This is a genomic window from Allobosea sp. GW821-FHT09G06, assembly GCF_059416005.1.
In genome coordinates this window covers 48,479-75,387 of sequence record NZ_JBWKOI010000008.1, presented here as the reverse complement: position 1 = coordinate 75,387, position 26,909 = coordinate 48,479, and the positions used below count along the sequence as shown (strand labels likewise).

The 26,909-nt window shown below is 66.1% G+C and carries 27 protein-coding genes; 4 read left to right on the top strand and 23 right to left on the bottom strand.

Features of this window, described 5'->3' with window-relative positions; translation table 11 throughout:
• The first annotated feature begins 253 nt into the window (after positions 1-253).
• Together AC07NY_RS25055 and AC07NY_RS25050 are read left to right on the top strand one after the other, a co-directional pair.
• Complete coding sequence (locus AC07NY_RS25055; RefSeq protein WP_492287857.1) at positions 254-1,189, top strand: sulfurtransferase; 936 nt, start codon at positions 254-256, stop codon at positions 1,187-1,189.
• A 15-nt stretch (positions 1,190-1,204) separates the two neighbouring features.
• Positions 1,205-2,464 carry a YeeE/YedE family protein gene (locus tag AC07NY_RS25050; RefSeq protein WP_494585992.1) on the top strand — a complete coding sequence of 420 codons (1,260 nt, stop codon included), beginning with the start codon at positions 1,205-1,207 and terminating at the stop codon, positions 2,462-2,464.
• Between the two features lie 103 nt (positions 2,465-2,567).
• Here AC07NY_RS25050 and AC07NY_RS25045 read toward each other — a convergent pair whose 3' ends face one another.
• From AC07NY_RS25045 to AC07NY_RS24970, 16 genes are all read right to left on the bottom strand, one after another.
• A complete protein-coding gene (locus AC07NY_RS25045; RefSeq protein WP_494585991.1) occupies positions 2,568-3,509 on the bottom strand; it encodes an HlyD family secretion protein in 942 nt (313 codons plus the stop codon).
• On the bottom strand, positions 3,506-3,766 hold the full coding sequence (locus tag AC07NY_RS25040) for a DUF3302 domain-containing protein (RefSeq protein WP_494585990.1): 261 nt from the start codon (positions 3,764-3,766) through the stop codon (positions 3,506-3,508). The genes AC07NY_RS25045 and AC07NY_RS25040 overlap by 4 nt, the downstream gene beginning before the upstream one ends.
• A 9-nt stretch (positions 3,767-3,775) precedes the next feature.
• On the bottom strand, positions 3,776-4,810 hold the full coding sequence (locus tag AC07NY_RS25035; RefSeq protein ID WP_494585989.1) for a DUF1254 domain-containing protein: 1,035 nt from the start codon (positions 4,808-4,810) through the stop codon (positions 3,776-3,778).
• Between the two features lie 42 nt (positions 4,811-4,852).
• Positions 4,853-6,181, bottom strand: coding sequence for a DUF1214 domain-containing protein (locus AC07NY_RS25030; RefSeq protein ID WP_494585988.1), 1,329 nt, complete (start codon positions 6,179-6,181; stop codon positions 4,853-4,855).
• A gap of 194 nt (positions 6,182-6,375) precedes the next feature.
• A complete protein-coding gene (locus AC07NY_RS25025; RefSeq protein ID WP_494585987.1) occupies positions 6,376-7,626 on the bottom strand; it encodes a hypothetical protein in 1,251 nt (416 codons plus the stop codon).
• Positions 7,623-8,255, bottom strand: a complete 633-nt coding sequence (locus tag AC07NY_RS25020; protein ID WP_494585985.1) for a tetratricopeptide repeat protein — start codon at positions 8,253-8,255, stop codon at positions 7,623-7,625. Before AC07NY_RS25020 ends, AC07NY_RS25025 begins: the two co-directional genes overlap by 4 nt.
• Positions 8,252-9,163: a VWA domain-containing protein gene (locus AC07NY_RS25015; protein WP_494585984.1), complete on the bottom strand. Its 912-nt coding sequence runs from the start codon at positions 9,161-9,163 to the stop codon at positions 8,252-8,254. The genes AC07NY_RS25020 and AC07NY_RS25015 overlap by 4 nt, the downstream gene beginning before the upstream one ends.
• The gene (locus AC07NY_RS25010; protein WP_494585983.1) at positions 9,163-10,179 is read right to left on the bottom strand and encodes a VWA domain-containing protein; all 1,017 of its coding nucleotides are present in this window, start codon (positions 10,177-10,179) and stop codon (positions 9,163-9,165) included. Before AC07NY_RS25010 ends, AC07NY_RS25015 begins: the two co-directional genes overlap by 1 nt.
• A gap of 2 nt (positions 10,180-10,181) precedes the next feature.
• Entirely contained in the window at positions 10,182-10,661 is a 480-nt protein-coding gene (locus AC07NY_RS25005; protein ID WP_494585982.1) for a DUF4381 domain-containing protein, read from the bottom strand.
• Positions 10,658-11,659 carry a DUF58 domain-containing protein gene (locus tag AC07NY_RS25000; RefSeq protein ID WP_494585981.1) on the bottom strand — a complete coding sequence of 334 codons (1,002 nt, stop codon included), beginning with the start codon at positions 11,657-11,659 and terminating at the stop codon, positions 10,658-10,660. Before AC07NY_RS25000 ends, AC07NY_RS25005 begins: the two co-directional genes overlap by 4 nt.
• A 12-nt stretch (positions 11,660-11,671) precedes the next feature.
• Positions 11,672-12,655, bottom strand: coding sequence for an AAA family ATPase (locus tag AC07NY_RS24995; protein WP_494585980.1), 984 nt, complete (start codon positions 12,653-12,655; stop codon positions 11,672-11,674).
• 103 nt (positions 12,656-12,758) lie between these two features.
• Entirely contained in the window at positions 12,759-13,718 is a 960-nt protein-coding gene (locus AC07NY_RS24990) for a formylglycine-generating enzyme family protein (protein WP_494586033.1), read from the bottom strand.
• 37 nt (positions 13,719-13,755) lie between these two features.
• On the bottom strand, positions 13,756-14,760 hold the full coding sequence (locus AC07NY_RS24985) for an HAD family hydrolase (RefSeq protein ID WP_494585979.1): 1,005 nt from the start codon (positions 14,758-14,760) through the stop codon (positions 13,756-13,758).
• A 73-nt stretch (positions 14,761-14,833) separates the two neighbouring features.
• Positions 14,834-16,429, bottom strand: coding sequence for an arylsulfatase (locus tag AC07NY_RS24980; protein WP_494585978.1), 1,596 nt, complete (start codon positions 16,427-16,429; stop codon positions 14,834-14,836).
• A 140-nt stretch (positions 16,430-16,569) separates the two neighbouring features.
• On the bottom strand, positions 16,570-17,250 hold the full coding sequence (locus AC07NY_RS24975; RefSeq protein ID WP_494585977.1) for a hypothetical protein: 681 nt from the start codon (positions 17,248-17,250) through the stop codon (positions 16,570-16,572).
• 251 nt (positions 17,251-17,501) lie between these two features.
• The gene (locus AC07NY_RS24970) at positions 17,502-17,747 is read right to left on the bottom strand and encodes a hypothetical protein (protein ID WP_492287840.1); all 246 of its coding nucleotides are present in this window, start codon (positions 17,745-17,747) and stop codon (positions 17,502-17,504) included.
• A 179-nt stretch (positions 17,748-17,926) separates the two neighbouring features.
• Here AC07NY_RS24970 and AC07NY_RS24965 point away from each other — a divergent pair, with 179 nt between their 5' ends.
• Entirely contained in the window at positions 17,927-18,934 is a 1,008-nt protein-coding gene (locus tag AC07NY_RS24965; RefSeq protein WP_494585976.1) for a SphA family protein, read from the top strand.
• Between the two features lie 178 nt (positions 18,935-19,112).
• On the opposite strand, the gene AC07NY_RS24960 is transcribed toward AC07NY_RS24965, so the two are convergent.
• The 3 genes from AC07NY_RS24960 to AC07NY_RS24950 form a co-directional block, all read right to left on the bottom strand.
• Positions 19,113-19,694 carry a hypothetical protein gene (locus tag AC07NY_RS24960; protein ID WP_494585975.1) on the bottom strand — a complete coding sequence of 194 codons (582 nt, stop codon included), beginning with the start codon at positions 19,692-19,694 and terminating at the stop codon, positions 19,113-19,115.
• Positions 19,695-19,762: 68 nt separating this feature from the next.
• Positions 19,763-19,903, bottom strand: coding sequence for a hypothetical protein (locus tag AC07NY_RS24955; protein WP_494585974.1), 141 nt, complete (start codon positions 19,901-19,903; stop codon positions 19,763-19,765).
• Between the two features lie 534 nt (positions 19,904-20,437).
• Positions 20,438-20,836: a hypothetical protein gene (locus AC07NY_RS24950; protein ID WP_494585973.1), complete on the bottom strand. Its 399-nt coding sequence runs from the start codon at positions 20,834-20,836 to the stop codon at positions 20,438-20,440.
• A 183-nt stretch (positions 20,837-21,019) separates the two neighbouring features.
• Here AC07NY_RS24950 and AC07NY_RS24945 point away from each other — a divergent pair, with 183 nt between their 5' ends.
• Positions 21,020-22,363, top strand: a complete 1,344-nt coding sequence (locus AC07NY_RS24945; RefSeq protein WP_494585972.1) for a porin — start codon at positions 21,020-21,022, stop codon at positions 22,361-22,363.
• A gap of 113 nt (positions 22,364-22,476) precedes the next feature.
• On the opposite strand, the gene AC07NY_RS24940 is transcribed toward AC07NY_RS24945, so the two are convergent.
• The 4 genes from AC07NY_RS24940 to AC07NY_RS24925 all read right to left on the bottom strand — a co-directional run bounded on the left by AC07NY_RS24940 (position 22,477) and on the right by AC07NY_RS24925 (position 26,908).
• Positions 22,477-23,601, bottom strand: coding sequence for an acetate/propionate family kinase (locus tag AC07NY_RS24940; protein WP_494585971.1), 1,125 nt, complete (start codon positions 23,599-23,601; stop codon positions 22,477-22,479).
• The gene (locus AC07NY_RS24935; protein ID WP_494585970.1) at positions 23,598-24,545 is read right to left on the bottom strand and encodes a bifunctional enoyl-CoA hydratase/phosphate acetyltransferase; all 948 of its coding nucleotides are present in this window, start codon (positions 24,543-24,545) and stop codon (positions 23,598-23,600) included. Before AC07NY_RS24935 ends, AC07NY_RS24940 begins: the two co-directional genes overlap by 4 nt.
• 9 nt (positions 24,546-24,554) lie before the next feature.
• Entirely contained in the window at positions 24,555-25,676 is a 1,122-nt protein-coding gene (locus tag AC07NY_RS24930; protein WP_494585969.1) for an alpha/beta fold hydrolase, read from the bottom strand.
• A 98-nt stretch (positions 25,677-25,774) separates the two neighbouring features.
• Positions 25,775-26,908, bottom strand: coding sequence for an ABC transporter permease (locus tag AC07NY_RS24925; protein WP_494585968.1), 1,134 nt, complete (start codon positions 26,906-26,908; stop codon positions 25,775-25,777).
• Position 26,909: the final 1 nt, after the last annotated feature.

Here is a 26,909-nt window from a genome sequence, read left to right as displayed (position 1 = left end):
CGACCGCCCGCGTCGGTCTGGTCAAGGCCGCGCAGGAGGCCCGGATCGCAGCAAGGCTGACGGCCCGTCGCGCGGCGGCAGCCCAAGGCCCGGCGCCCCGTTTCGGCTCGTTCCGCAACGTCATTTTCTTGAACGAAGGTCGTACAACTTCTTCGTTCTCCGGATTGCCCAAACAAAAAAATCCTGTTCGGCTTCCGCAAGCCGGCGCGTGGCGAAATCATGGCAAAGCTTTCAAACTCAAGGAGATCGCGCCATGTCCGCCCTGTCCCTGCTGCGCCGGAGCGCCCTCTCGCTCGCAGCGGCCCTGCTGCTGGGCGGTGCCGCGCTCGCCAATTCCGGTCCGCTCGTCACCACCGACTGGCTGGAGAAAAACCTCAGCGATCCGAAGGTGCGGGTCGTCGAGGTCAGCGTCGAGCCCGGCCTCTATGAGCGTGGCCATATCCCCGGCGCGCAGAACGTCGTCTGGCACACGGATCTCGTCGACACGGTCGAGCGCGACATCGCCAAGCCGGAGAAGTTCCAGGCGCTCGCCCGCAAGCTCGGCCTCGACAAGGACGTCACCATCGTCCTCTACGGCGACAGCAATAACTGGTTTGCCGCCTGGGGCGCCTGGGTCTTCGACATCTACGGCCTGCGCGACAACGTGAAGCTGCTCGATGGCGGCCGCAAGAAATGGGAGCTGGAGAAGCGCCCCGTCTCGACCAACCCGCTGGCGGTCAAGGCTTCCGCCTTCACCGTGGCTGAGCCCAACCGCAAGCTGCGCGCCCGGCTCGCCGATGTCGTCGCCACCGTCGAGAAGAAATCCGAGGCGCGTGTGCTCGACATCCGCTCGGCCGACGAGTTCTCCGGCAAGATCATCGCGCCGGCCGGCTTCCAGGAGCTGGCGCTGCGCGCCGGCCATATCCCCGGTTCCGTCAACGTGCCCTGGGCTCAGGCGGTCAACCAGGCCGACGGCACGCTGAAATCGCCGGAGGAATTGAAGAAGCTCTATGCCAATGTCGGCATCGACGGTTCGAAGCCGGTGATCACGACCTGCCGCATCGGCGAACGCTCCAGCCACACCTGGTTCATCCTGTCGCGCGTGCTCGGCTATCAGGTCGCGAATTATGACGGCTCCTGGACCGAATACGGCAACACCGTCGGCCTGCCGATCAGCAACCCCGCTGGCACGGTCTGGGGCGGCAAGTAAGCTGCCCCCGCGCCGATGAGCATCTCCGACGAAAGCGGCGCGCTGGATTACCAGCGCGCCCGTGAAGCGGCCATGGCGGCTCCGGCTGCCGTGGCTGATCCCGCTTCGGGGCCAGCCTTGGGCACCCTGATCGCGCTCGGCCTTGCCGCCCTGCTCGCACTGGCGATCGTCGGTATCGGCCGCCATGGCGATCCGGCTCCGCAGCTGCAATTGTCGCTGATCCTCGGAGCGGCCTTCGGCTTCGTGATCCAGCGCTCACGCTTCTGCTTCCTCTGCATCTGGCGCGACTGGCTCGACCGGCGCGACCCGCGCGGCCTACTCGGCATCGTCACGGCGCTCGCTGTCGGAATCACCGGCTACACCCTGATCTTCGGCGCCTGGCTGCCGGACCCGTCGGGCACGCGCCTGCCACCGACTGCCCATATCGGGCCGGTGAGCCTCGCGCTCGTACTCGCGGGCCTTGCCTTCGGGGCGGGTATGGCGCTTTCCGGCTCCTGCCTCAGCGCCCATCTCTATCGACTTGGCGAAGGCTCCCCGACCGCGCCTTTCGCCCTGACTGGGGCCGTCGGTGGTTTCATCCTCGGCTTCCAAAGCTGGAACGGGCTCTATCTCTGGACGATCGCGGGGGCGCCGGTCCCGTGGCTGCCGCGCCATCTCGGCTATGGCGGCGCGCTGATCGTGTCCCTCGTCGTTCTGGGCGCGCTGGCCTGGCTCCTCCTGCGCAAGGGCAACCTTCCCCCACAGCCTGAGCCGTCGCGCGATCCTCTCGTCGCTGTATTCCGGCAACGCTGGCCGGCCTGGCTGGGCGGCCTGCTCGTCGGGCTGATCGGGGTTGCCGCCTATCTGCGCGTATCGCCTCTCGGAGTGACCGCCGAGATCGGCTCGCGCTCGCGCCAGCTTGCTGGTGCCTTCGAGCTGTTGCCGTCTCGGCTCGAAGGTCTCGACAGCCTCCGCGGCTGCGCCACCGTCATCCGCGACGCGCTGGTGACGCCGAATGGCCTGTTCATCACCGGCATCGTCGCAGCCGCGCTGATCGCGGCACTGGCCGCGGGCGAGTTCAAACCGCGTTGGCCGACGACCGGTCAGGCGCTACGTGGATTGACGGGAGGCGTCCTGCTCGGCTGGGGCACCGTCATCGGCCTGGGTTGCACCGTCGGCACTTTGCTCTCGGGCATCTCGGCCGGCGCGCTCTCGGGCTGGGTCTTCGCGCTGGCGCTCGGCGTCGGCGCCACGGCTATGCTGAAGCTCGGACGACGGGCCGGACTGCCCCTGTAGTTCGCGGCGGCGGGACAGGCATTTCCCGCGAGGGCCCGAACGCCTTCACGCATCGAACACCGCTGCAATCCCCCGCCTTACGACAGCTGGGCTTCGAGAAGCGTCAGAACGGGTTGATGTAGTTGGTGATCGCGATCTGCCGCAGCAGCACCTTGCGGATGACATGCGCGGCCTTGACCCGATCGGTGAAGATCGCGGCATCGCCCGCGCTACCGGCCGGCAACGTGCGCGCGAAGGCTTCGTCGTCGAGCTTCACACGGACAACGAAAGGCGCGGCCTGAACGGATTTCGGCGCCACTGCGACGCCGGAGGTCTGCACTTGGCCTGTCGCGACGGCCTGGAGCACGCTCTCGACCTTGCCTGTCTGCACCGTCCCCGGCGCCCATTTGAAGGTGAGCTCGACCGGCTGGCCGGCCGCGACATAGCGCGCGTCGATCTGGTTGATCTCGACGCCAAGGAGAGTGTCGGCGGTATCGATGAAGGCCATCACCGGCGCCAGCGGCAGGTTGGTCACCCGCGCGCCCTTGCGCAGGGCGAGATTGGTGACATAGCCATCCGCCGGTGCCCGCACCGTGGTCTTTTCCAGGTTCCACTTCGCGCCGGCGAGCTGCGCCTTGAGCTGTTCGACCTCGGCCTCGCGCTGTTCGACATCGAACGTCCGGCCCGTGCCGCGCGACTGGAGCTGGGTCATCTCGGCGAGGCGCGTCTCCTGGAACCTGAGCTGCGCCGCCAGGGCGTCGACCTGGGCCTGGAACGGCACCGGATCGATCTTGAACAGCACGTCGCCGGCCTTGAGCGGCGTATTGGCTGTGACCGGCACGTCGGCAACCTCGCCCGCGACGTCCGGCACGATCGCGACCGAGTTGCGCACGACCAGCACCGGCCCCTGCGGCGCGCCCCAGTTCATCGGGATGAACAGCCCGATCAGCAGGACGAGGAGAACAAGGACCGGCGAAACCTTCCAGAACAGGTTGAAGGGCACGACCTTGAGCTTCACCAGGATGAAGAGCAGCGCCAGATAGGTGTTGAGCAGAACGACGATCATCGCGCCGTCTCCACATCATCAGTGGCATGGCGCGGGTTTGCCGGCACGTCGACATAAGCCCAGATCAGCACGACCGGCCAGAGCACGAAGCCGAGGAAGAGCGTCACCCAGCCGCCGATGGCAACGGCTTCGGCCCAGGGGTGATTACGGCGCCTGGCGACCATGCCGGGCCACATCGCCATGAAGACGACGACGAAGACCGTACTGGCGACGAGCACCACGAGGACGATCCAGGCGAAGATGTCAAGACCGGACATGCCGGCGCCTCACGGCACGGGTTGCGGCTCGGGGAATTTCCAGCGCCCGTTCAGAACCTCCGCCCGTGGGCGATAAAGCCGGACGGTGTAGTTCCAGCCCTTCATCACCGGCAGGCAATTCGGGACCTTGCCGTCGCAGCCGCCGAACTGGATGTCGACGGCGCCGTCCGCGCTCTTCTTCGCGGTAATGTTGTTCAGCGAATAGGCGTTGTTGGCGTTCTTCTCGTAATAGCCCTCGGCATTGTAGACGCTGACCGACCAGAAGGCATCGACCGGCACGGCCCCGACCTTGAGCCTGTAGACCGTCGTGCCGTCATTCTTCGCCGGCGTGAAGCTCAGATAGGTCGCGTCCTTGTCGGGATTGCCGCCCCAGCCCGCGGCGGTGACGATCAGGTGGCGGATCGGATCGACCTGCCCCTTCTGGCCGAAGCCATTCTTGAAGCCGCCTATGGTGGAGGCGAGCACCAGAAGGGCATCGCGAACCTTTTTCTGGCTGGCCTCTTCCCATTTCGGAATCTCGAACTTGCCCGGGCCCTTTTGCTCAAGCTTGAGCGCGTCTTGCAGCGCATGGACCTGCTGGACGTCCTTCGGATCGTTGGGATCGACCAGCGTGCGCACGCCGACAATGGCGTAGCGGGTGCCGACCTTGGCCCGCGTCAGCGTCACCGGGCCAGGCTTGTAGGTGACGAGCGTCACGTAATGATCTTGGTTGATGACCTGCAGCGACATGAAGCGCTTGCCGGAATCGGGCAGGATGACGGTCACCGGACCAGCATCGAGATCGACGACAGCCGAAGAATAGAGCGTGTCGCGATTGAGGCGGATGATGGTCTGGTTCTCGATATCCGCCGGCAGCCGCCTATGGATGAATTTGCCGAGGCCGCCGTCCTGAACGGTCCTGCTCATGTAGAGATCGGACTCGGCGCGCGGAAAGTTGTCGACCGTGACCGGAACGGGGCCGCCTGGCGCATTGCTTTGCTGGGCGAAAGCCACGCCCGTCATGATGAGCGACAGCGCGACCTGGGATGCCAGACTGATCTTCATGGTGCTCTCCTGCCGATCTCGGCGCCGCCTGCGGAAATGTCGTCAGTTCACCTTGGTCACCGGTGGAGGTTGCCACCCGCCGTTCCGGACGATCTCCTTCGGCACATAGGTCCGGAAGGTCAGCGAGAAGGTCTTTCCCTCCGGCGCGGGCAGCCAGTTCGACTCCGGGACGCCCGCAACCGGCTTTGGCCCGATCGCGATCTTGAGCGATCCGTCGGCCTCGCTCGCGAGCTTCGAATAGGTATTGAAATTGAACCGGTTGAGCGGATTCGGCATCACCCGATAATCCGGTACGCCGACGAGAATGACCGACCAGTACGCATCGACGGCCGACTGCGGCAGGCGATCGGCGGGAAAATGCATGACATAGCTGTTGCTGCCATTGAGCAGCGTCTCGCCAGCGTCCCGCGTCGCGGAAAAATAGGTCACTTCGTCGATGGCATTGGCCCAGATACCGGCGAAATTGACCGTCGTGCGCAGCCAGAAATTCTTGCCGTAATTGCCGACCGCGGCGCCGCCGACCCAATGATTGCGATAGGGAGCGCTCCTGGTGAAGGCGTATTCCTGGAATTCGGGCACGACCTTCTTCAGCTGCGCGTCGATAGCCGCGCGAGCTTCCTTGCCCGACGCGACATAGGCTGAGATCGCCCGCACCTTCTGCTGCATCTCCGCGGCATTGGGGGCAACGTCGAGCGCGCTGGCCAGCGTCGCATCGACCTTGTCGAAGATCACGGCGCCGATCAGATCCTTGTTCTCGAACATCGGCAGCGCGACCGGCCTGGCAATCGCCGGCTTGCCTGCCGTACTGACCTTGAAAGCCTGCTGCAGCCGGATGGCACCTTCGGGATCGCCCTTGAGCTCGATCCGGCCGAGAACCTTGGCCTTGCTGGAATGCAGCTCTATCCGTGCCGCGTCGGCTGGTATCTTCGCCTGCGAGCCGGGCTTCACCAGCGCGAACTTGCCGAAGGGCTTCGACGGGAAGGTGCGCTCGTTGATATTGGCGATCACCTCGCCCCATTCGTCGAGGATCTGCGCAGTGTAGTAGCGCCCCTTGATCTCCGGCACCTCCAGGATCACCGGCGTCCTGTCGTCGACGGCAACCCAGGTTTCGAGATAGGCAACGTCGAAATTCGGATTGACGAAATCAGCCGAGCCGAGCGGATTGTACCTGATCTTGTTGTAGGCGAAGTCCTTCGCCTTGCTGTCCATCTGCTCCTGACGAATGACCAGCACACGGCCGAGCAGGTAGACATAGGCGTCGGCCACGGTTTTCGCGTCGGGGGCCTGAGGTGGCGACGGTTGTGCCGCTGCGATCGTCGGCACGACAATCGTCAGGGCCAGCAGGAGCTGCTTCAAAGGGCTCGTGGACATCGCCTGCTCCATGACGGCCGTAAGCTGTCGACCTGGATTGTCGGGAAGCGCTGTCGAGGGACCTGCAAGGGCGGAGGCGCGCCCCTTGCTGCCCGGCTTCGCGACAGGACCGTCGCACGCCGCCTTCGCGGCCTTAAGACCGTAACAGTTACCGAGCTGGTTTCGCGTGGCTCGGGCGTGGAGATCGTCGGCTTCTACGAGGCGGGATTGAGTGGGGGAAGCGCGGCCTGCATCGCCTTGCCGCCGCCTTTCGGATGCCGCCAGCCAGCTACGGCACGCGCCAGCTCCCGCCCGCTTCGCCTGCTCCAGCCACCGCCGCCGAACGTCGCCCGCTCGAGCTCCGCCAGGCACGGCGCCACGCGCGGGTCTCTGCGCAAGGCCTCCCGGTCAGCCGAGGACAGGCGGCCATGCCAGATCGCGAAGGCACGATAGCTTGCGCCGGCTTCCCCGCTCCTCGCGGCTCGCCGCAGCTGCCAGCGTGCGGACCATTCCGAGCCGCCAAGCCCGATGACGGCCTGCCGCCAGAGCGCGCGGAGGCGCTCGCGCAGCAGGGCCAGCAGCGCGATCAGGATCAGAGCCAATCCTCCAAGCGTCCACGACCACATGGCAGATCGGCCGGGCCGGGCTGGTTGCGTCGCGGCCGCGATCGTGACCGTCAGCCCCGGCAGCGTCTCGGTCCTCGCCGTCTTGTCGGCGAGGCTCCACCAGGGCTGCGACAGGGCCGGCAGCGCGAAGCTGCCCGGCTGCTCGAAGACATAGGTGACCTTGTCGGTGCGATGCCCGTCCACGCTGCCGCGATTGCTGCGATCCTCGATCACCGGCGGATCGACATAGATCCGCACTCCGTCCGGCGCCTCGAAGCGGAACTCGGCCATGCCGAGCGCCGGCACGCCTGCGGCCTGACGCCGGATCGTCCGGACCACCGCATCTCCGGCACGGAACGAACGCTCCCGAGGTTCCGGCGACCAGCTCTCGCTCGCGCTCACACTGTCGGCGACGAGCACCGGGCCGGATGGGTCGATACCGGGAGGCACGCTGACGCTGAAACCTGTCGCTGCGCCGGTCATCGAACCCGCCGGGTCGCCATCGCGCGTCAGCAGCGTGACGGCCGGCGCCGGTATCGCGATCTCGCCCCCGCGCCGCGGGAAGATGACGAATTCGAAGCTCTGGCCGACATAGTCCCGGCCGTCGATCCGGTCGCGGCTGGTAATCGCCTGCGTCTCGAATCTCAGGATCTGGGCCCCCGCCGCTTCCGGCACGTTGACGAGCGGCGGATGCTGCATCGCGCCGGGGAACAGCACCGCCACGTTGAGCCGAACCGGCTGGCCGATGACGATTCCGCTCGTGGGGTCGAGTGTCGTGCGGATGATTGGCGGCTCGGCAGGCGCCTGCGCGAACGCGATCATCGGGACAGTGAGCGACAGAAGCAGGAGAAGGGCTCTCATGGCGCCGCTCCCGGCGGCGCGCCGAGCTGATAGGCGAATTTTGCCCGCAGGAAATCCGCCGGGCGGGTCTGCACGCGTTTCAGCCAGAGGGCGCGCACCGCCTCGTCCGACATCGGCATCGCGGCCTGCACCGTCGTGTCCTCGCCACCGGGCTTCGTCTTGTCGAAGACGACCTGGTCCGGCCGGGAATCGGTTTGGCCGGTCTCGCCACCCTCCGTCTTGCGACGCTCCGCGCGGATGCGGGCGATCTCGCGGTTGCGCAGTGCTTCCGGCCAGCCCGGCCGCAACGCAAGCGAGCGGTCGAAGCGCTTCAACGCCTCGTCATATTGTCCGAGCATCACCAGCGCATTGCCCTGATCGAAAGCCGCTTCCGCGATGTCGCGCACCGCGAAGGCCTGCGCCGCGCCCTTGAAATCCCCTGCCCTGAACAGGGCGACCCCACGCCAGAGCGGGTCGCGAAACGCCTGCGCGGCCTCGGCCGCCTGGCCCCGTTGCAAAAGGAGGCGGCCGCGTTGGTCCGGGCTTAACCACAGATCGCGGAAGCCCAGCCAGGACCCGGCCACCAGCAAGGCCAGAGCTGCCAGAAACACGAGGGCCGCATAGGGCGTAACGCGGTGCGAGCGGATCATGCCACCCCCCAGCCGCGCCGGAACCAGGGCAGCGCCAGAAGCGCGAGGATCGGGACCAGCCAGTAACCGGCCTCGCGCCAGTGATCTCCCTCGCCAGCGATGCCCGCAGCATTGTCGCCACGGTCGAGACGACGGACGATGGCCGCGACGTCGGACTGGTCGGGCGTGGTCGCGACCACCGTGCCGCCCAAAGCCTTTGCCACCTCGGCGAGCCCAGCCGCTTCGGCCGTGGCATCGCGCAGGGCCAGGATCGTCACCCGCGGCGAACCAGCCGGCTGTGCTGCCATGCCGCCCGGTAGGGCCTCATCGGCGAGGAGAAGGATCGTCCCGCCTTGACCGGCGCCGGCAAGCGCGCGTCTCGCCAGCGCGAGCGCGCCTGCGAGATCATCGCCCTGCTTCGGCATGATCCCGGGCGAGAGCGCCTTGGCGAGCTCGATGACAGCGGCGCCGTCCGGCGTCGGCGGCAGGACAAGATGCGCCGAGCCGGCATAGGCGATCAATGCCGTCGAGGCGCCCTCCCGCACCGCGAGAACATCGGCCAGCTTCTGCCGGGCGCGATCGAGCCGCGTCGGCGCAAGGTCCTCCGTCAGCATGGACGGGGTGACCTTCAGCACGACCGCAACAGGCGGCTTGGCTTCGGCGAAGGGCGACGGTTCGCGCTGCCAGGCCGGGCCCGCGATCGCAATGGCCGCGATGATGCAACCGGCGAACAGCCAATCGGCGGGACCGATGCGCGCACGCCTGCCGTCCCCGGTCAGGAGGTAAGGCAGCAGTGCGGGATCGATGACGCGGCGCCATTGCAGGGCAGGATCGAAACTGCGGCGCGCCAGCCGCCACAGAATGGCAGCCGGGACCAAGGCCAGGAGCCAGAGCGGCCGTTCGACATGGAAGGCGGCGAGCGCTTCCATCACGGCCTCGCTTCGGCAACCACAGCCGATCCGGCAGATATCGCCCGCCGATGCCGACGGATCATACCGAAAGCCTGAGCGAGCAACGTCAAAACGAGAGCTGCGGCGAGCGGCACCCAGTAGATATCGCGGCGTGGTCGAAAGCTGACGCTGTCGATGCGGCGCGTCTCGATCGCGTCGAGACGCTGATAGATCTGCGCGAGCCCGGCCCGATCGAGCGCGCGGAAGAAGCCGCCGCCTGTCGTTGTCGCGACCTCCTTCAACGCGGCCTCGTCGAGCTTGTCCTCACCGGCCGCCTGCGGGTCGCCGACCGCCACCGTGTGGATGACTATGCCCTTGTCCTTCGCGACGCGGGCGGCCTCGGCTGGGGGCACCTTGCTCAGCGTGTCGTTGCCGTCGGTCAGCGCGATGATCGTCTTCGCCTTGACCGTGCTCCGGGCGAACAGCCCGATGCCGAGGCCGATCGCATCGCCGAAGGCCGTGCGCGGCCCAGCCATGCCGACCGCCGTGTCACGGAGCATGGCGCGGCAGAGATCGAGATCGGTGGTGAACGGCACGAGCGCGAAAGGCGCGTCGCCAAAGACGACGACGCCGACCCGGTCGCCCTTGCGGCGCGACAGGAAATCATCGAGCACCTGCTTAACCGCTGCGAGCCGGTCGACCGTGCGCCCGGACGCATCGACGAAATCGCGCGTATCCATCGAGCCCGAGAGATCGACCAGCAGGAGCAGATCGCGCGTCGGCAGGTCGCGATGCAGGGGCGGCTCGATCCATTGCGGCCGGGCAAGTGCCGCCATGACGAGCAACCATATCACCACCAGCACGATACGGCTGGCGGGGCTGTGCCTCGCCACGACACCACCCGAGAATGATGTCTGGCCGCTGAGCCGGGCCAGCCTGTCGAAAAACGGCACGGTCAACCCGACACGCTGCCCGACATGTGCCGGCAACGCGAACCGGACGAGCAACGGCAGCGGGGCGATGAGCGCGATCCAGGGATAGGCGAAGCTGAGCATCGTCACGCTTCCTTCGCCCCTCGCCCGCGCTGGCCGCGGAGCCAGTTCTTCGCCTGTCTCACAAGCGCGCCCGCTTCCGACACGCGCCCGCCGGGAGCGGAGATGTCTGCCAGGCGCTCGGTCAGATCGGTCGTCCGGCTGCCGGCCGGACTGGTCTGCGTGATGAAGGCGGCCCAGTACTCCCCAGTCAGTGATGCCACCTCCTCCCGGCCATAGGCGATGATAGCCGCTCGTTTCAGCACAGCTGAAACCGCTTCAGTGGTCCCGGCGTCGCCCTCGCGCAATGCATCGATCTCGGCTGCCGCACGTCGGAGATAGGCATCGGCCCGGTAGCGCCGCAGTGCCCGCCAGGCCATGACGGCCAGCGTCGCGCCAATCGTCACGCCAACGATCCAGACACCGGCTGCGGGCGGCCAGAACGATATCGGCTCCGGCAAGGCCAGATCGGCCATGTTGGCGAGATCACCGGGGTCGCTGCTCATGGCGCCCTCCCCCCGAGACGACCCAATCTCTGCGCCTGACGCCGGCCGATCAGCTCGCGCAATTGCGTGGCGACGTCGCGCTCGGTCGAGATCGGCAGGACCGGAATCGCTCGATCGCGCGATAGGCCTGCGAGCCGCGCGCGCCATTGCTCCCGCTCTTCGCTGAACCGGCCCCTCAGGGCGGCGGACGATGTATCGACCTCGATCTGCGCGGGTCCTGAGCTGAAAATCGCGGAACCGATATCCGGAAAATCCTGCTCCAGCGGGTCGTGAACGAAGGTTGCCAGAACATCGTTATGGGCCGTGAGGCGCGTCACCAAGCGCTGGGTCTCGTCATCCTCGCCGGCGGCATCGGAGATCAGGCAGATCAGCCCGTCATGCGCGACGATCCGCGCCGCGGCGGCGAGCGCCTCGTTGAGGCGAGCGGCCCCGGGCCCGGCCGATGGGAGAGGATTCAGGGCAGCGTTCTGGCGGGCGATCTCCGAGAGGACGCGGACCGCGCCATGGTCGCGGGCCTGCGGGCTCACGGTAACGACGCCGCTATCGCCGAAGACGACGGCACCGACGCGATCACCCAGCGAGGTCACGCGCCAGGCCGCGAGCGCCGCGACTTCCGCGGCAGCGACCGACTTCATCATCCGGTGGCTGCCGAAGAACATCGTGCTGCGCTGGTCGACGAGCAGCAGCACCGGCCGGTCGCGCTCCTCGGAATAGACCCGGATATGCGGGCTGCCGAGCCGCGCCGTCGCGAGCCAGTCGATGGTGCGGGTATCGTCGCCCTCGAAATAGTGGCGCAACTCCTCGAAATTCAGCCCGCGGCCACGCAGGCGCGAGGCATGGCGGCCGGCGAGCAGACTGTGGACCGGCTGGCGGGGCTTGAAGCTGAAGCCATGGGCGCGGTGCTTGAGGCGAAGGAGCTCGTCGAGCGTGACGAAGGCGCGTGCGCCTGTCGTTCTCGCCTTCCTGTCCGGCCCCGCCCGCTCCCGCATCAGCGCCATGGGCTCTCTCCGCTAGATCGCGACGGCGACCTGCTTCACCACCTCGTCCAGCACCGCGTCCGCATTCACGCCGTCGGCGCCGGCCTCGTAAGCGAGCGAGACACGGTGCCTGAGGCAGTCATGCACGACCGACTGGACGTCCTCGGGCGTGACGTAGTCGCGCCCCTGCAACCAGGCATAGGTTCGCGAGCAGCGGTCGAGCGCGAGCGAGCCGCGCGGGCTCGCCCCGACCGCGATCCAGCTCTTGAGATGTTCGCCGAATTCGGCCGGCCGCCGCGTCGCGGCGATGAGCGCGACCATGTAGGTCTCGACGACGTCCTTCGTCGTGACCCGGTCGATCTCGGCCCTGGCTTGCAGAATGGCCTCCTGCGGGATTTTCGCAGGAGGCGGTACCGGATTGCCGGATGCGGCCGCGTTCTCGGAGCGAACCAACCGCATCACCTTCACCTCGTCGGCATCGGAGGGGTAATCGATCCGGACATGCATCAGGAAGCGGTCCATCTGCGCTTCCGGCAGCGGATAGGTGCCTTCCTGCTCGATCGGGTTCTGGGTCGCCAGGACCATGAAGAGCGGCGGCAGGTCGTAGCGCTTGCCGGCGACGGTGACGTGCCGCTCCTCCATCGCCTCGAGCAGGGCCGACTGGACCTTGGGCGGGGCGCGGTTGATCTCGTCTGCGAGAATGAGATTGCCGAAGACGGGGCCTTTGCGGAATTCGAACTGGCCGTCAGGACGCAGGATCTCGCCGCCGGTGACGTCGGAGGGCAGCAGGTCGGGCGTGAACTGGATGCGGCTGAAATCGGATTCGAGATTCTTCGACAGGCTCTTGATCGCCCGGGTCTTGGCGAGGCCGGGCAAACCCTCGAGCAGGACATTGCCGTCGGCGAGCAGCGCGATGACGATGCGCTCGACGACCTTTTCCTGACCGATGATGTCCTGGTTGATCCGGCTCTGGAGCTCCCGGACGGCATCGCGTGCGCTTTGTCCGGCTCCATCCATCGCCCAAATCCCCGGAACGCCGACAACGGCGTCGTTCCGGGGATTTGGGCGGCAGGCCCCGGCGAAGTCAGCCCTGTTACGGTTACGGTTGTGCCGGAGGCCGTCAGCCTCTCTCGCGCAGCACGCAGCGGAAGCCGACATGGCTGGTCGAGGTGTCGATCGGCTCGGCATGGCGCGCCGCCGGACGATAGCGCCGGCAATAGCTGGGGGCGCATAGATGCGAACCGCCCTTCAGCACCTTGCGGGGAATGCGGATCGTCGGTTGGCGCGTATCGTAACTCTCGGCTTCCGGGCCGCCGCGCGGATTCTGCGGCACGCAGCAGGCTTTCGGCGCATCGGCCTGATGGCGCACGGACCAGAAATCGGCGGTCCATTCCCAGACATTGCCGATCATGTCCTGGAGTCCGTAGCCGTTCGGCGGAAAGGCCCGGACCGGCGATGTGCGGGCCCAGCCATCTTCCCTGCTGTTCTCGTGCGGAAACGCGCCCTGCCAGGTATTGGCCATGTGGCGGCCCTCCGGCGTGAGCTCGTCGCCCCAGGCGAACTCGCTGCCTTCGCGCCCGCCCCAGGCTGCGAATTCCCATTCGGCTTCGGTCGGCAACGCCTTGCCGGCCCAGGCGGCATAGGCTTCGGCATCGCGATAGGCGACATGCACGACGGGATGATCGTCCAGCCCCTTGATCGAGGAACCGGCGCCGTAGGGCTTGCGCCAGGTCGCACCGAACTTGAACGTCCACCATTGCGCCCAGTCACGCGTTTCGACTGCATGCGTCGGCGGATCGAACATCATCGAGCCGGCCCGCAGCATGTGCGGCAGGGCGCCGGGATAGTCCTTGGGATCGGGCGGGATCTCGGCGAAGGTCACGTGGCCGGTCGCCTCGACGAAACGACGGAACTGGCTGTTGGTCACCGGCGTCTCGTCGATCCAGAAGCTATCGACGCTGACGCGATGGCTCGGCGCCTCCTCGGCATAGTGCCGGTCGGAGCCCATCCGGAAGGGGCCGCCTTCGATGCGGATCATGCCGTCCGTGATCGAACGCGCTTCTCCGAATGCGGCATTCATCATGGTTGGCGCTCCTTCGATCGTCCGGGCAGCGTGATCACGGTTTACCGGGGAAAACCGTCTTCCAGTCGGCTTTCATGTCGACGATGGTCCAGCCCTTGGCTCGGCCCTCGTCCAGCGCCTTGTCGAGCTTGCCGATAGGCGAGCCGCGATCATAGGCCCATTCGCGCTCGGCATCGGTGTGATGAATGATCAGCGCCAGTCGTGGCCCGCTGCCTGCCGCCGTATACTGGAGCATCTGCAGGTCGCCGTCGGAATTGCCGAAGGCGAGGATCGGGCGGCGGCCGATGAAGCGGTTGATGCCGACCGGCTTGCCGGGCCCGTCATCGACGAACTCGGTCTTCGCCTGCTTGAACAGCTCCGGCCTGCCGCTGGCATCGAGACGGTACGTGACGACGCCCGACGAGCCCACGACCTGTTCCGGTGGGATGCCATAGGTCTTCTCGGCGAAGACGCGCATGAACTCGACGCCACCGCCCGAGACGATGAAGGTCTTGAAGCCCTGGCTGCGCAGATAACGCAGCAATTCGAGCTGCGGCTGATAGACCATCTCGTCATAGCGGCGCTGCTTCGTCGGATGCCGTGCCGTGTCCAGCCAGTTGCCGACAAGGCTGGCGAAAGCGTCGGTCGTCATGCCGGTATGGGTCGTCATCATGGCCTGCAGCAGGCCCTTGCCGTGGTCGGCGGTGAGCGATTTCAGGTCACGTACGAGGACTGAGCGATAGGGTTCCTTGCCCTTGAGCTCGGGCTTCTCGGTGGCCAACCGCTTGATCTCGTCGAGCGCGAACTGGAGCTGGAAATAGACCGGCTGCTCGGCCCAGAGCGTGCCGTCATTGTCGAAGGTGGCGATGCGGCGTTCGGGCGGCACGAAGTCCGGACCGCCTTCCTGCGTGACCTTTCCGACGAGATCGAGGATGGCCTGCTTGGCCTTGCCGTCATTCCAGGAAGGCAGCGGATCGGCCTGCTGCGCGAAGGCCGAGAACGCTGATAACGACAGAAGGATCGTTGCCCCTCTTGCAAGCTTCCCGATCAAGCGGCCCATGGCCCGTCCTCCCGGTCGTCATTCCCAAGCGAAACGAGCCGGCCCATGGGCCGGCTCGTTCTATCGCGGGTGGTTACTTGCTCGCCTTGCTCGCGGCCTGATCGAGGTTCTTCATCAGGGCCTCCACCATCTGGTCGACGCTGAAGCTCGCCGGCCGCTGGCTCGGCGGGAAGTCCTTGAAGGTTCCCAGGAAAGGCGCGACCCGGTAGACGCCATACTGGATCAGGTAGGCGTTCTTCGCGAGCCAGTCATAGTACTGATCGGAGACGACGTCGGCCCGCTCCATCGGATCCATGCGCAGATTGAAGACCTTCGGGGCGCGCAGACAGGTGAAGGGGTTTGACCACACGGTGAACCCGCCCGGTGCGCGCTGTTCGCAGAACACGATCTTCCAGTCGTTATAGCGATAGGAGACGAGTTCGCCGTCATCGTTGAAGTAGAAAAACTCGTTGCGGGCGGATTTTGTCTGCTGACCAGTGAGGTATGGGAGCTGGTTGTAGCCGTCGAGATGGACCTTTGCCTGCTTGCTGCCGAGCGCGGTGCCTTTCTGCAGCTTGTCCTTGATCTCGCCGTCGCCGGCGGCCGCGACAAGGGTCGGGAACCAGTCGAGGCCGGAGACCATCTCGTTCGAGATTTCGCCTGCCTTGATCTTGCCGGGCCAGCGGATCATCGCCGGGACACGGAAGGCACCCTCCCAGTTCGTATCCTTCTCGGAGCGGAACTGCGTCGTTGCCGCATCGGGCCAGGACCACTGGTTCGGACCGTTATCGGTGGTGTAGATGACGATGGTGTTGTTGGCGACGCCGAGATCATCGATCGCCTTGAGCAACTTTCCGACATCGCCGTCATGCTCGATCATGCCGTCGGCATAGTCGTTGCCGGGCATGCCGCTCTGTCCCTTCATCGCGTCGCGGACATGGGTGAAAGCATGCATGCGCGTTGTGTTCATCCAGGTGAAGAAAGGCTTGTTGGCCTTCACCTGGCGCTGCATGAAATCGATCGCGCCGGCAGTGGTCTCGTCGTCGACCGTCTCCATGCGCTTGCGGGTCAGCGGCCCGGTATCCTCGATCTTCCCGTCAGCCGAGGATTTGAGGACGCCGCGTGGTGAGTTGGCCTTGACGTAAGCCGTGTCGTTCTTCGGGAAATAAGGCCTCTCCGGCTCCTCTTCGGCATTCAGGTGGTAGAGATTGCCGAAAAACTCGTCGAAGCCGTGCCGCGTCGGAAGGTATTCGTCGCGGTCGCCAAGATGGTTTTTGCCGAAATGCCCGGTCGCGTAGCCGAGCGGCTTCAGGGCCTCCGCGATCGTCACGTCGCGATCCTGCAGGCCGACCGTCGCTCCGGGAATGCCGACCTTGCAGAGACCGGTGCGCAGGCAGACCTGCCCGGTGATGAAGGTCGAGCGCCCGGCCGTGCAGCTGTTCTCCGCATAATAGTCGGTGAACATCATGCCTTCCTTGGCGATCCGGTCGATATTCGGCGTCTTGTAGCCGACCAGGCCGTGCGAATAGGCGCTGATGTTCGATTGGCCGATATCGTCACCGAAGATGACGAGGATGTTGGGCTTGGCCGAGCCCGCAGGGCTGGGTGCAGGCTGGGCATTTGCCGGCATTGCCGACAGCCCCAGGCCCACCGCGAGACCGACCGCGGCAAGGAATTTATGGCGTCCCATGAGACACTCCCGGTTTCGGATCCGTCGCCGGGCACTGCGCGTCATCGAGAGCGCAAGCCTGGGTGCGCGACGCCGGGAAGGTCGCACGGAGGTAGCGGGCGCTTAAGGCTGTAACTGTATCGCCGACACGCGCCGCAGCCTCAGCGGGGCGCGATCACGGCCGAAATCGACTGCACCGCAGCATCGGCGAGATCGTCGATCAGCTCGAAGCATGGTGTCGCCTTCGCAAGGAAATCCCGGAAGCCCGAAGCCAGCACCTCGCCATTGCGCAGATCGCTGAAGCGCCAGGAATAGCGGCGGCGTTCCGCCAGAGGGCGCACGGCGATGTCGAGGGAATAGGTCTCGCCGGGATGAGCGAAAAGCGCATGAATCGCGCCGGATGCGGCGCTGCGCTCCACCGACGGAACGATGAGCGTCTTGAAATGCGCCTTTCGCAACAGCGGCAGCAGCGCGTCGGTGAAAAGCTCGCCGCGCAATTCGACCTCGGGATCGGCGCGGTCGGAGTGGTCATGGATCACCACCGCCGCGGGCGGTCCGTCGGCAATCGCGTCCGCGAGGCCTTCGAGGCTGCGACCAGCCGCAGCCATCCCCGGCGACCATGCGAATGTCGGCACATAGCTGCCGCGCGGGATCGTGATCCTGACGCGATCCCCCCCTCCCATGCCGTCATAATAGGCGGTCAGGGCCGAGCGCAGTCGCGTGGCCTCGATACGCACGATGGGATCGACCGTCGGGTCGAAGCTGTCATCTCTTCCAAAGACGTCAACACCGATCGAATAGGCCTTGATCCGGTCGGATCGCCCGTCGATCGTCTGCGTCACGACGAAACTCAGGAAACGCCGGTTTCTTTCCGATATCCTGAGCGCATCATTGGCAATTAACGCTTGGAGAGCCGAAAGTACGTCTTCAGACGAGGGCTCCTCACCCTCGGCCGACATCTTTTCGTCCATTGCTCCGCCTCCAAAGCCTGGATCGAAAAATCATCTTTCGTCAATCGTTGTAACAGTGGCGCAACTATTGCCATTTTGGCAAGACACGGGTTCTCGCCGCCATAGGACCGAGAACGACGAGGTTAGGAAATCCTCTCCAGAATATCTTGTTCTGTCGCGGATGCGAGTGCGTTGTACTCCGCGGTGCGCTCCAGGCCAACCGCCGAGGGCGATTTCGCCCAGTAGGCCGCAGCCTCGCAGGCGGCCTCGTAGGCTTCGCACAGTTCCGCCAGGCGAAGGTCATGGCCGTATTTCTCGCGCAGGACAGCGCGTCGATCCGGCCAGCGGAGCATCAGGCGGGCAAGCCCGCGTTTTTGCGCCTGTTCCATACCAGCCATCCATCGGATCGCAGGGCGTATCGAAAGCATATACGCCCGTAATCTCGCTCCAGATGCAGTCGATACAGTTGCAGCCCCGGCAGCCGCGCCCGGCTCGATGTTTACCCCCGCAGCTTGACGCTCCCCATTGATCGTAAGACCCTTCGTTCTCGTGACGGAGGGCGCATGCCATGAAGCGATTCCGGACCGCCCTTCTCGGTGCAACGGCCGTTCTCTGCAGTGCCTCGATCCCGACCCAGCTCTCGGCGACCGAGGGGGGCGCGAGCCTCTATCTCCCGGGACTTCACGGCCCTGGAGCCGGCATGCTGCCGCCGCCCGGCTTCTATTTCGAGAATGATTTCTACTCTTATTCCGGGCGGCTTTCGGCACGGACCCAGACGCAGTTCGGCGGCGCCGTGTTGGGCAACGTCAAGGTCGAGGCGCGGGCCAACTTCATGACCCCGACCTGGGTCACGCCTCTCCAGATATTCGGAGGCAATCTCGCCTTCGCCGTCTCCATCCCGTTCGGCACGCCGCGGATCAGCGCCGGTGCCGTGATCGCGGCACCGCGCCTTGGCCGCGCCTTCGGGGTGACCGCCCGCGATGCCACCTTCAATCTCGGCGATCCCATCGTTTCCAGCTTCATCGGCTGGCACGCCGGCAATTTCCACTGGCAGGTCGGCGGCTCGCTGAGCATCCCGGCCGGCGCCTACCAGGACGGCGAGCTCTCGAACATGGCCTTCAATCGCTGGATCGGCGATATTTTCGCGGCGGGAACCTGGCTCGATCCCAAGATCGGCCTCGATATCTCCGCCGCGGTCGGTTTCGAGATCAACGGCCGGAACAAGGACACCGACTACCGCAGCGGCAACGCCGTGCATGCCGATCTTGCGATCACGCAGTATCTCAGCAAGGAATTCTCGATCGGCCTGATCGCCTCGCACTACCAGCAGGTGAGCGGCGACAGCGGCGGCGGAGCCTCGCTCGGTTCCTACAAGGGACGCGTCACGGCCATCGGCGGCTCGATCGGCTATAATTTCAACGTCGCCGGTACGCCGGTCGCGGCACGCCTCAAGGTCATGCGCGAGGTCAGCGTCGAGAACCGGCCACAGGGAACGATCGCCCTGATCAGCCTCGCCTTCCCGCTAGGCCATGTCCCGCCCCCCGCCGCTCCAGCCCCAGCGGTCGTCAAGCACTGACATCCGCCCGTCCCAGCGGGAACGCGGTTTCCAGCGGAAAGAGGTCGGGCAACTCGGGTGATCGCGCGCTTTCGCGGGTCGTTAGCTGCTGACGGTCGAGTGGACAAGTCCCCGGTACCGGCCGCGCTCCTGAACCTGACGGTTGGAGAACAGCTGGCACCGGGGCATCGGGGCCGGTCTAGTTCAGGACGATGTAGAATGCCTCGGCGAGGCTCAGGTCGACCATGTCGCCCTTCCGCAGCCGTCGCAGATCAGCCCTGATCGCGGGGTCCGCGACCTTGAGGGAGCGCGGGCCGAACGGGCCGACATAGCTCACGACGTTCGTCGCCGTGTCGAATCGCTCGAACCTCGCCGTCAAAGTGATCGCCCTGACGACATATCTGTCCGGCAGGTTCTGGAACTGCGGGTCGCCCGCAGCCTCCGCGTAGGTGATCGAAGGCTTGGCCCCGCGCCTGCTGCGCCCGATGCCCAGGAGCACGCCTTCGACACGCCGGATCTCGACCATGTCGCCTTCGCGAAGGCGTTCGAGGTTGCCGAATACGGGCGGAACATCGACGCGCCAGGCGTTGCCGCGCTGCTCGACGATGACCGAGCGATCGGCACGGTCGATCGACACCACACGGACATTGAGCCGCTCGATCTCAACCGGGCCGACCCCGGCGACGATGACCGTTTCGCTGGTGATCTCCGGATAAGGAGCGCAACCCGCGATTCCCGCGGCGATCGAGAGGGCGACAATCAGGCCAATATGTCTCGACATCAAAACCTCCCGCCTTGGATAGGATTACGTCTGCCCGGCTCGACCCTTCTTGCGGCTTTCCACCCGGCTCAGGGCGGGCAGACGTCCCAGAAGCCCTGCGTGCGCTCCGGATTGGTGTAGAACCAGCAATAGCCGGGTGCCGGCGGCTGCGAATTGACATAGGCCCTGGCCGCTGCGGCCGTCGCGAAGCCGATCGCGGCTCCCGACACGACGGCGAGGCCCGGATGCCACCAATAGCCGGCGGGCCGGACCCAAGGACGGACCGGGACGGGTGCAGGCCGATAGCCCGGGCGCACAACAGCCGCACGGCCCGCCACGACATTCCCCCTCGGGCCGCGCGCGACGTAACCTCTTCCGGCGACGGCTCCGCGCGGTCCGCGCGCGACATAGCCCCGCCCGGCTATGGCGCCGCCTCTCGGTCCGACGGCGACGCCACCCCGCGCAACGCCCCGGCGATATTGCGCCGGCTCGATGAGACCGGGCTCCCCTCTCTCCAATCCAGGAGCCATCAGCGGAAGCGCCCGTGCATCATGGGGCACGAGCGGCGACAGCATCAGCATCACCGCCAAGGCCTTGCCAGCCAAGGTCCTGGACAGAAGACCGGCCATCGGCGCCACTTGAAGGCGACCTGCCGCCTTCGCGCCTTGAAACGACATCATGTCATCTCCTCCCGTGCTTCATCAGCTTTTCGGGCACCGGCGACGCGAAGCATGGCACCGCGCCGCAGCGCGATACCCGGCCTCTCATTTGTCGCATCGGTTGTAGCTCGTCTCGACCTCCGGAAAGTCCGGATCGAAGCGCACCAGGCCGCCATCGGGCATGAGGCGGACGGAGACGCTCATCGTCTCGAAGATGATCTTGGTCTGGCAGCTGAGCAGAACGGTCAGCACATCGCCCTTCTGCTTCGACGAGATCGCCTCGCAGCTCGCCTGTGTGCCGCGAACCTGCTTGCCCGTCGCGATGAAGCCCGACCAGCCATCGGCCGAATTCTTGAAGACGAGGCGGCCATTGCGCTTGGCGAAGACCTGGTCGCAACGTGCCGCGCTGGTCGCCCAGGCACCTTGCAGGCGTTCGACGGCCTGACTGGAATGGCCCGCGATCGTCGCGGCAGCGGCGAGCAGCGTCGCAGCAAAAAGCTTCATGCCTCGTTTCATGCCCTTGCCCACTGAACCACCGGTCCGGCCGACCTTGTTTGCGTGTCGCAATGGGCGGTAGCTAATCAGAGTCCGCAGGCAGTTTGTGATCGAAACTGTTACATGATGAGGCAAGGATTCTGGGTGACTATTTGAAGCGCCAATGCTTGCAAACCAGGATGATGTCGATGAGTGAGCGAGCAGATCATGTGCTTCGCCAAACGCATGCAGTCTGACGCGAAACGCGTCCCGCCGGTTCGGCACGGCGCGCGCTCGATCGCCGCCATGTTTCATGCGGTGACGGTGCTTGCCGCCATCTGTTTCTCCATCCTCGCAGGTTCGCAAGCACGCGCTGCCGGCAAACCACCCGCGTTCCTGCGCAGCTGCACCATCGCGCCTCCGGACCCGGCTCCGCTTTTCTCCTCTTCCACCGTGTCGAAGCCCGTCGCGGAAAACGATGACGATGATGAGGATGACGAAGACGAAGATGACGAAAGCCCTCGCGGCTTCGTCTCGCCGGGATCCGGCACCTGCATCGCCGTATCCGGCACGGTCAATGCCGGGATCCAGCGCGACGACTACAAGGCGAACGCACTGGCGCGGGCGACCGGACTGGTCCCGCAGAGCGCCACCAGCTTTCCCCTGAGCACTACCTTCCGGATCGAGACCGGTCAGACGCTTCCGGATGGCAGCTATCTGGCGAGCGCCTTCGAGTTCTCCGTGGACACGACCAGCGAGGGCGGCAGCGAGCTCACGCTGAGCGAGGCCAGCGTCACCTTCGGCGCGTTCGCCTTCGGGCTTGCGGGCTCGCGCTTCGATTTCTGGGCCGGCGACGAATTCGCCTTCGTCGGGCGGATACCAAGCCGCACCGTGGCGCTGATCGGCTATGAGCGCCAACTGACCGAACAGCTCAGCCTGTCGCTTTCGGCCGAAGACGCCTCCGCCGACCGGCGCACAGTGTTGCCGGCGCGAGGAAGCCGGATACCCGACGGTGTCGTGCGGTTGCTTTACGAACAGGACGGATTGACGGTGCATGGGGCCGTCGCAGCACGGGAGGTGCCGGGTGGCGGTTCCAGCCGCGTCGGCCGGGCCGCGATCCTCGGCGCGACCTGGGAGAAGACGCTTCTGGGCCGGTCACTGACGCTGACCGCCCAGGTCGCCGGGGCCGTGAACGCGGCGCCCTATATCGGTTCGCGAATCGACCAGCGCACGGCCTTTTCGGTCCTGACCGGAGACCTGACGACGCGCGGCTGGTCCGGCGTGGTCGCGATCGGACGGGAATGGACCGACGAGTGGTCGAGCAACGCCTATGTCAGCCGCTATCGGCTCTCGATTCCGAACGCCTCCGGGCTGGCGGGCCGAATCCAGATTGACCGCGTGGCGGCCAACCTGGTCTGGGCGCCGGTCGATGGGCTGCGCCTCGGCCTCGAAGGTTCCGTCGCCTGGCAGAAGCTCGACATCGCCGGAAACGCACGCGCGGCGAGCCTTTCCGGCCTGCAGAGCTCGGCACAGCTCTTCCTCGAACGAACCTTCTGATGCGGCGCTCGATCGCGCAGGCGCCGTCATCGGCAAGGCATGGCAGGAAACCGCTAGGCAGAAGCGATCTTATCCGGATCGGCTGTCTCAGAGCGCGAGAGCGGCCGTGACGGTCATTGTCTCTGCCCCTGTCCGGCAAGGCAGTCCCGCGCTTGCAGCGCCATCACACGCTCTTCGTTCGCCTTGATCACGATGACCTCGAATGCGCCGAGAAAGCGCAGGCGTTCGACGATCGCATCGCGCACGGGAGCCGCGTGCTCGCCGATGCCCCCAGTGAAGACGAGCGCGTCGATCCCACCGATGGCGGCCGCCATGGATGCCGCGAACTGCGCGACCTTGAGCGCGAAATAGTCGAGCGCGAAGCGGGCGCGCGGGTCGTCGCTTTTGAGCAGCGTCTCGACATCGTTGGAGAGGCCCGACAACCCGAGCAGACCCGAGCGTTCATAGAGCGCGTCCGAGACCTCCTGCGCGTTCATGCCCAGGCTCTGGAACATGTAGAGCACGGCCCCGGCATCGAGCGCGCCGCAGCGCGTGCCCATGGGGAGGCCATCGAGGGCCGTCATCCCCATGGTCGTGTCGATGCTGCGCCCGCCCAGGATGGCGCAGAGGCTCGCGCCATTGCCGAGATGAGCTGCGACGACGCGGCCCGCATGGAGACGGGGATGCTGCTCGGCCAGCACCATCTCCAGCCATTGATAGGACAGGCCGTGGAAGCCATAGCGACGGATGCCCTTGTCGCGCAGCCCCTGTTCGAGAGCGAAGTTATGGGTGAGCACGTCGTGGCGGGCGTGGAAGGCGGTGTCGAAGCAGGCGATGTTCGGCACGTCGCCCATCAAGCGCCGTGCGGCGGTCACCGCGGCCAGATTGTGGGGCTGGTGCAGCGGCGCCAGCGGCGAAAGCGCCTCCAGCGCCGCGAAGACCTCGGGCGTGACCACGACCGGATCGACAAAGCGTTCGCCGCCATGGACGATGCGATGGACGATCGCCTTCATCCGCCAGGCATCGTCATGGCGGTCGACGAAGGCGAGGACCGCCGCAAGAGCAGTGTCATGGTCGCAGGCCGGCGGCAGCGCGATGCGCTCCCGGGTGCCGTCCGCGAGGCTCGCGTCCATAGCGGGTTCCGGCTCGCCAAGGCGCACGGCCTTGCCCCGCGCGAGAACGTCGAGATCGCCGACGCGAAAGACCTGGAACTTGAGGCTGGACGAGCCGGCGTTGAGGACGAGGACGGTGTCGATCACTTGATCCGCCCCGTGCGGCGCGCTTCCGCCAGGAGGGCGGCCAGCGCACAGGAGAGCAGGCGCGCGCGCAGATTATCGGCGCGGCTCGTCAGGATGATCGGCACGCGCGCACCGAGCACGATTCCGGCAGCATCGGCGCCGCTCAGGAAGGTGAGTTGCTTTGCCAGCATGTTGCCGGCCTCGATCTCGGGCACGAGCAGGATATCGGCATGGCCGGCTACGGCCGAGGCGATGCCCTTCTCCTTCGCCGCTGCGGCGCTGATCGCATTGTCGAAGGCGAGCGGCCCGTCGACGATGGCGCCGGTGATCTGGCCGCGATCAGCCATCTTCGAGAGGGCAGCGGCGTCGAGCGTCGCCGTCATATGAGGATTGACGGTCTCGACCGCGGCCAGCACCGCGACCTTCGGCAGTTCGTCGATGCCGTTCAGCGCGACATGCCAGAGATTGACGGCGTTCTGGACGATATCGGCCTTCGTCATGAGATCGGGCGCGATGTTGACCGCAGCGTCGGTGATGATGAAAGGCTTGGGGTAGCTCTCGATATGCATCACGAAGGCGTGCGAGATGCGCCGCTCGGTCCGCAATCCGGAATCGGATCGGACGACCGCGCCCAGAAGCTCGTCGGAGTGGAGCGAGCCCTTCATCAGCGCATCGAGCTCGCCCGCCGCGGCCAGCGAGACCGCCTTGGCCGCCGCTTCGTGGCTGTGCTCGGTATCGACGATCTCCCAGGGCGAGATGTCGATGCCGGCCTCCTGCGCCGCAGCGTGGATGCGACCGGCCGGGCCGATCAGGACAGGCGCGATCAGCTGCTCGCTGACGGCATCGGCCACAGCCTCGATCACATTGGCCTTGACGGGATGCACCACCCCGGTCCGCACGGCCGGAAGCGCCTCGCAACGGCCGAGCGCAAGCCGGAAATACTCGGAGGAGGTCAGCGTCGTCATGGCGCCTCTCTAGCGTTGCGTGGCGAGCCAGCGGGCGATGCCGGGCCATGTCTCACTGAGGGTCTTACGCCCCATGAACAGGCCGATATGGCCACCGGGCACCAGCTTCTTCTCGATCAGCTTCTTCGGCGTGCCGACGAGGCCCTCCGCGGCGAAGACCTGCTCGCTGGTGGTGATGTCGTCCGCGGCGCCGGCCAGCAGATAGACCGGGCAGGTCACGTCCTTCAGGCTGAGGCGCCGGCCGAGACCGACGAACTCGCCCTTGGCGAAGCGATTGCCCTTGAAGATCTGTTCGATGGCCTGGAGATAGTAGACGCCCGGCAGGTCGAGCGGGTTCTCGTACCAGGCGGCGAAGGTCTCGGTCCGGTCGAGATAATTGTGGTCCGCGAGGTTCTGGTAGAGCCGGACGAACTTATCGACGTAGTGCTCCTCGGGATGCATGTTCTTCCAGCCCGCGAGCATGAAGCGCCCCGGCATCAGGCCGCGGCCGGCCCGCACCATCGCTTGATAGCTCTTCAATGGCATGGTCTGCGCCATCTGCTTGATCGGGCCGTTGCCCGCATCGGCATCGATCGGCGAGCCCGCCAGCACCAGCGACCTGACCTTGTGCGGGAAGCGCGAGGCCAGCATCGCGCTCAGCCAGCCGCCCTGGCAGAGCCCGACCAGATGCACCACGCCGCCGAGATCATCGATCGCAGCGTTGAGTTCAGCCAGATAGGTGTCGATGCTGAAATAACGCATTTCCTGCGTCGCCGGCTTCCAGTCGGTGACGAGGACGTGCTCGATGCCGTTCGCCAACAAGACCTCGACGAGGCTCTGGCCCTTGTCGTAATCGGCGATGGTGGCGCCATGCCCGGCATAGGGGGCGTCAACGAGAACGGGAATGCTGCCGGCAACGGCCTTGCCGAACTCACGCAGGCGCATGGTGGGCAGGTCGAGGCGCACCGTGTTGGGCGTCGCCCAGTCCGGCGGCGGCGGGCGGGTGATCTTCACGGCTTCGGAGAGGAAATCGAGATTGCGCTCGGTCAGGCGCAGCGCGGCATCGACGGGCCAGAACCAGGGCAGGCTGAGTTCTGCGGGGCGGTCGGCATCGCGCGGCGCGGCCGGGTTGGTCTTCTTGCGGGCGGTCATGTCGAGCGGGGCCTCCTCCCGTCAGGTCGGAACACTAGGAAGCCGACAGCGCGATGACAATCGACCGGGCCGCTTCCGCTCCCGCGGCAAAACCGCCCTCACGCGAAGATCACTTTCCGGAAGCGGGCGAGCGCGAAGGCGAAATAGGCCGCGCCGATCGCGATGATCTTGGCGATCTCGGGCCAGACCACGTCGAGCCCGGCGCCGCGATAGAGCACGCCTTGCGAGAAGGCGACGAAATGCGGGGTCGGCGAGAAGACCCGCATGATCCATTGCAGCCAGAGCGGCATGCTCTCCATCGGTGTCGTCGCGCCGGACAGGAGCTGCGTCACCACGAAGACCGGGATCGCGAGCAGGCCGAACTGCCCCATCGTCGTCGCCAGCGTGCCGAGCAGGATGCCGAGCGCGGCGACTGAAAAAGCATAGATCGCCGTCCCCAGCACGAAGAGGAGGAGCGAGCCGGCGATCGGCACGCCGAGCATCCATTCGACGACGAGCACGAGCGAGGCCACCGCCGCGACGAGAATGACCAGGGCGTTCGCCACCATCTTCGCGAGCATGATCTCGACCGGCGTGACCGGCATCACCAGGAGGTGTTCGACCGTGCCCTGCTCGCGCTCCCGGATCAGGGCCGCGCCGGTCAGGATGATCGTCAGCAGGGTGACGTTGTTGAGCACCTGCATCACCGAGCTGAACCAGCCGGAGTCGAGATTGGGGTTGAAGCGCGCCCGCACCACGAGATTGATCGGCGATGCGGGCGCGGTCTCGCGCCCGGCCTGCCTGTTCGCGATCTCCTCCGCGATGATCTGCTGGATATAGACCGCGCCGTTGCCGGCCTGGGTCATCGCGGTGGCATCGATATTGAGCTGCAGCGCCGTCTGCCGCCTGGCCAGCAAGTCCGCCTGGAACTTCGGCGGGATCTCGAGCACGAAGACGAGCCGGCCGGAGTTCATCTCGGTGTCGATCTCCGAGGCGGCGATGCGTTTCGAGACCTTGAACAGGGGCGCGCCGAAGGCACCGAGCAGCGAGCGCGAGAATTCCGACTGGTCCTCATCGACGATCCCGATGGTGAGGTCGCGCGCCTCCAGCTTCACGCCGGTCGCGACCGTGTAGACGGCGATGCTGAAGGTATAGGCCACCAGCACCAGCATGATGGGGTCGGCGCGCAGGCTGCGCAGCTCCTTCACCACGAGGCGCAGGATGTTCTGGAGATGGATGACGAGCGCCGCCATC

Coding starts and splice junctions, on each gene's coding strand:
- AC07NY_RS25055 (WP_492287857.1), top strand. CDS start 254: ATGTCCGCCCTGTCCCTGCTGCGCCGGAGCGCCCTCTCGCTCGCAGCG.
- AC07NY_RS25050 (WP_494585992.1), top strand. CDS start 1,205: ATGAGCATCTCCGACGAAAGCGGCGCGCTGGATTACCAGCGCGCCCGT.
- AC07NY_RS25045 (WP_494585991.1), bottom strand. CDS start 3,509: ATGATCGTCGTTCTGCTCAACACCTATCTGGCGCTGCTCTTCATCCTG.
- AC07NY_RS25040 (WP_494585990.1), bottom strand. CDS start 3,766: ATGTCCGGTCTTGACATCTTCGCCTGGATCGTCCTCGTGGTGCTCGTC.
- AC07NY_RS25035 (WP_494585989.1), bottom strand. CDS start 4,810: ATGAAGATCAGTCTGGCATCCCAGGTCGCGCTGTCGCTCATCATGACG.
- AC07NY_RS25030 (WP_494585988.1), bottom strand. CDS start 6,181: ATGTCCACGAGCCCTTTGAAGCAGCTCCTGCTGGCCCTGACGATTGTC.
- AC07NY_RS25025 (WP_494585987.1), bottom strand. CDS start 7,626: ATGAGAGCCCTTCTCCTGCTTCTGTCGCTCACTGTCCCGATGATCGCG.
- AC07NY_RS25020 (WP_494585985.1), bottom strand. CDS start 8,255: ATGATCCGCTCGCACCGCGTTACGCCCTATGCGGCCCTCGTGTTTCTG.
- AC07NY_RS25015 (WP_494585984.1), bottom strand. CDS start 9,163: ATGGAAGCGCTCGCCGCCTTCCATGTCGAACGGCCGCTCTGGCTCCTG.
- AC07NY_RS25010 (WP_494585983.1), bottom strand. CDS start 10,179: ATGCTCAGCTTCGCCTATCCCTGGATCGCGCTCATCGCCCCGCTGCCG.
- AC07NY_RS25005 (WP_494585982.1), bottom strand. CDS start 10,661: ATGAGCAGCGACCCCGGTGATCTCGCCAACATGGCCGATCTGGCCTTG.
- AC07NY_RS25000 (WP_494585981.1), bottom strand. CDS start 11,659: ATGGCGCTGATGCGGGAGCGGGCGGGGCCGGACAGGAAGGCGAGAACG.
- AC07NY_RS24995 (WP_494585980.1), bottom strand. CDS start 12,655: ATGGATGGAGCCGGACAAAGCGCACGCGATGCCGTCCGGGAGCTCCAG.
- AC07NY_RS24990 (WP_494586033.1), bottom strand. CDS start 13,718: ATGAATGCCGCATTCGGAGAAGCGCGTTCGATCACGGACGGCATGATC.
- AC07NY_RS24985 (WP_494585979.1), bottom strand. CDS start 14,760: ATGGGCCGCTTGATCGGGAAGCTTGCAAGAGGGGCAACGATCCTTCTG.
- AC07NY_RS24980 (WP_494585978.1), bottom strand. CDS start 16,429: ATGGGACGCCATAAATTCCTTGCCGCGGTCGGTCTCGCGGTGGGCCTG.
- AC07NY_RS24970 (WP_492287840.1), bottom strand. CDS start 17,747: ATGGAACAGGCGCAAAAACGCGGGCTTGCCCGCCTGATGCTCCGCTGG.
- AC07NY_RS24965 (WP_494585976.1), top strand. CDS start 17,927: ATGAAGCGATTCCGGACCGCCCTTCTCGGTGCAACGGCCGTTCTCTGC.
- AC07NY_RS24960 (WP_494585975.1), bottom strand. CDS start 19,694: ATGTCGAGACATATTGGCCTGATTGTCGCCCTCTCGATCGCCGCGGGA.
- AC07NY_RS24950 (WP_494585973.1), bottom strand. CDS start 20,836: ATGAAGCTTTTTGCTGCGACGCTGCTCGCCGCTGCCGCGACGATCGCG.
- AC07NY_RS24935 (WP_494585970.1), bottom strand. CDS start 24,545: ATGACGACGCTGACCTCCTCCGAGTATTTCCGGCTTGCGCTCGGCCGT.
- AC07NY_RS24930 (WP_494585969.1), bottom strand. CDS start 25,676: ATGACCGCCCGCAAGAAGACCAACCCGGCCGCGCCGCGCGATGCCGAC.
- AC07NY_RS24925 (WP_494585968.1), bottom strand. CDS start 26,908: ATGGCGGCGCTCGTCATCCATCTCCAGAACATCCTGCGCCTCGTGGTG.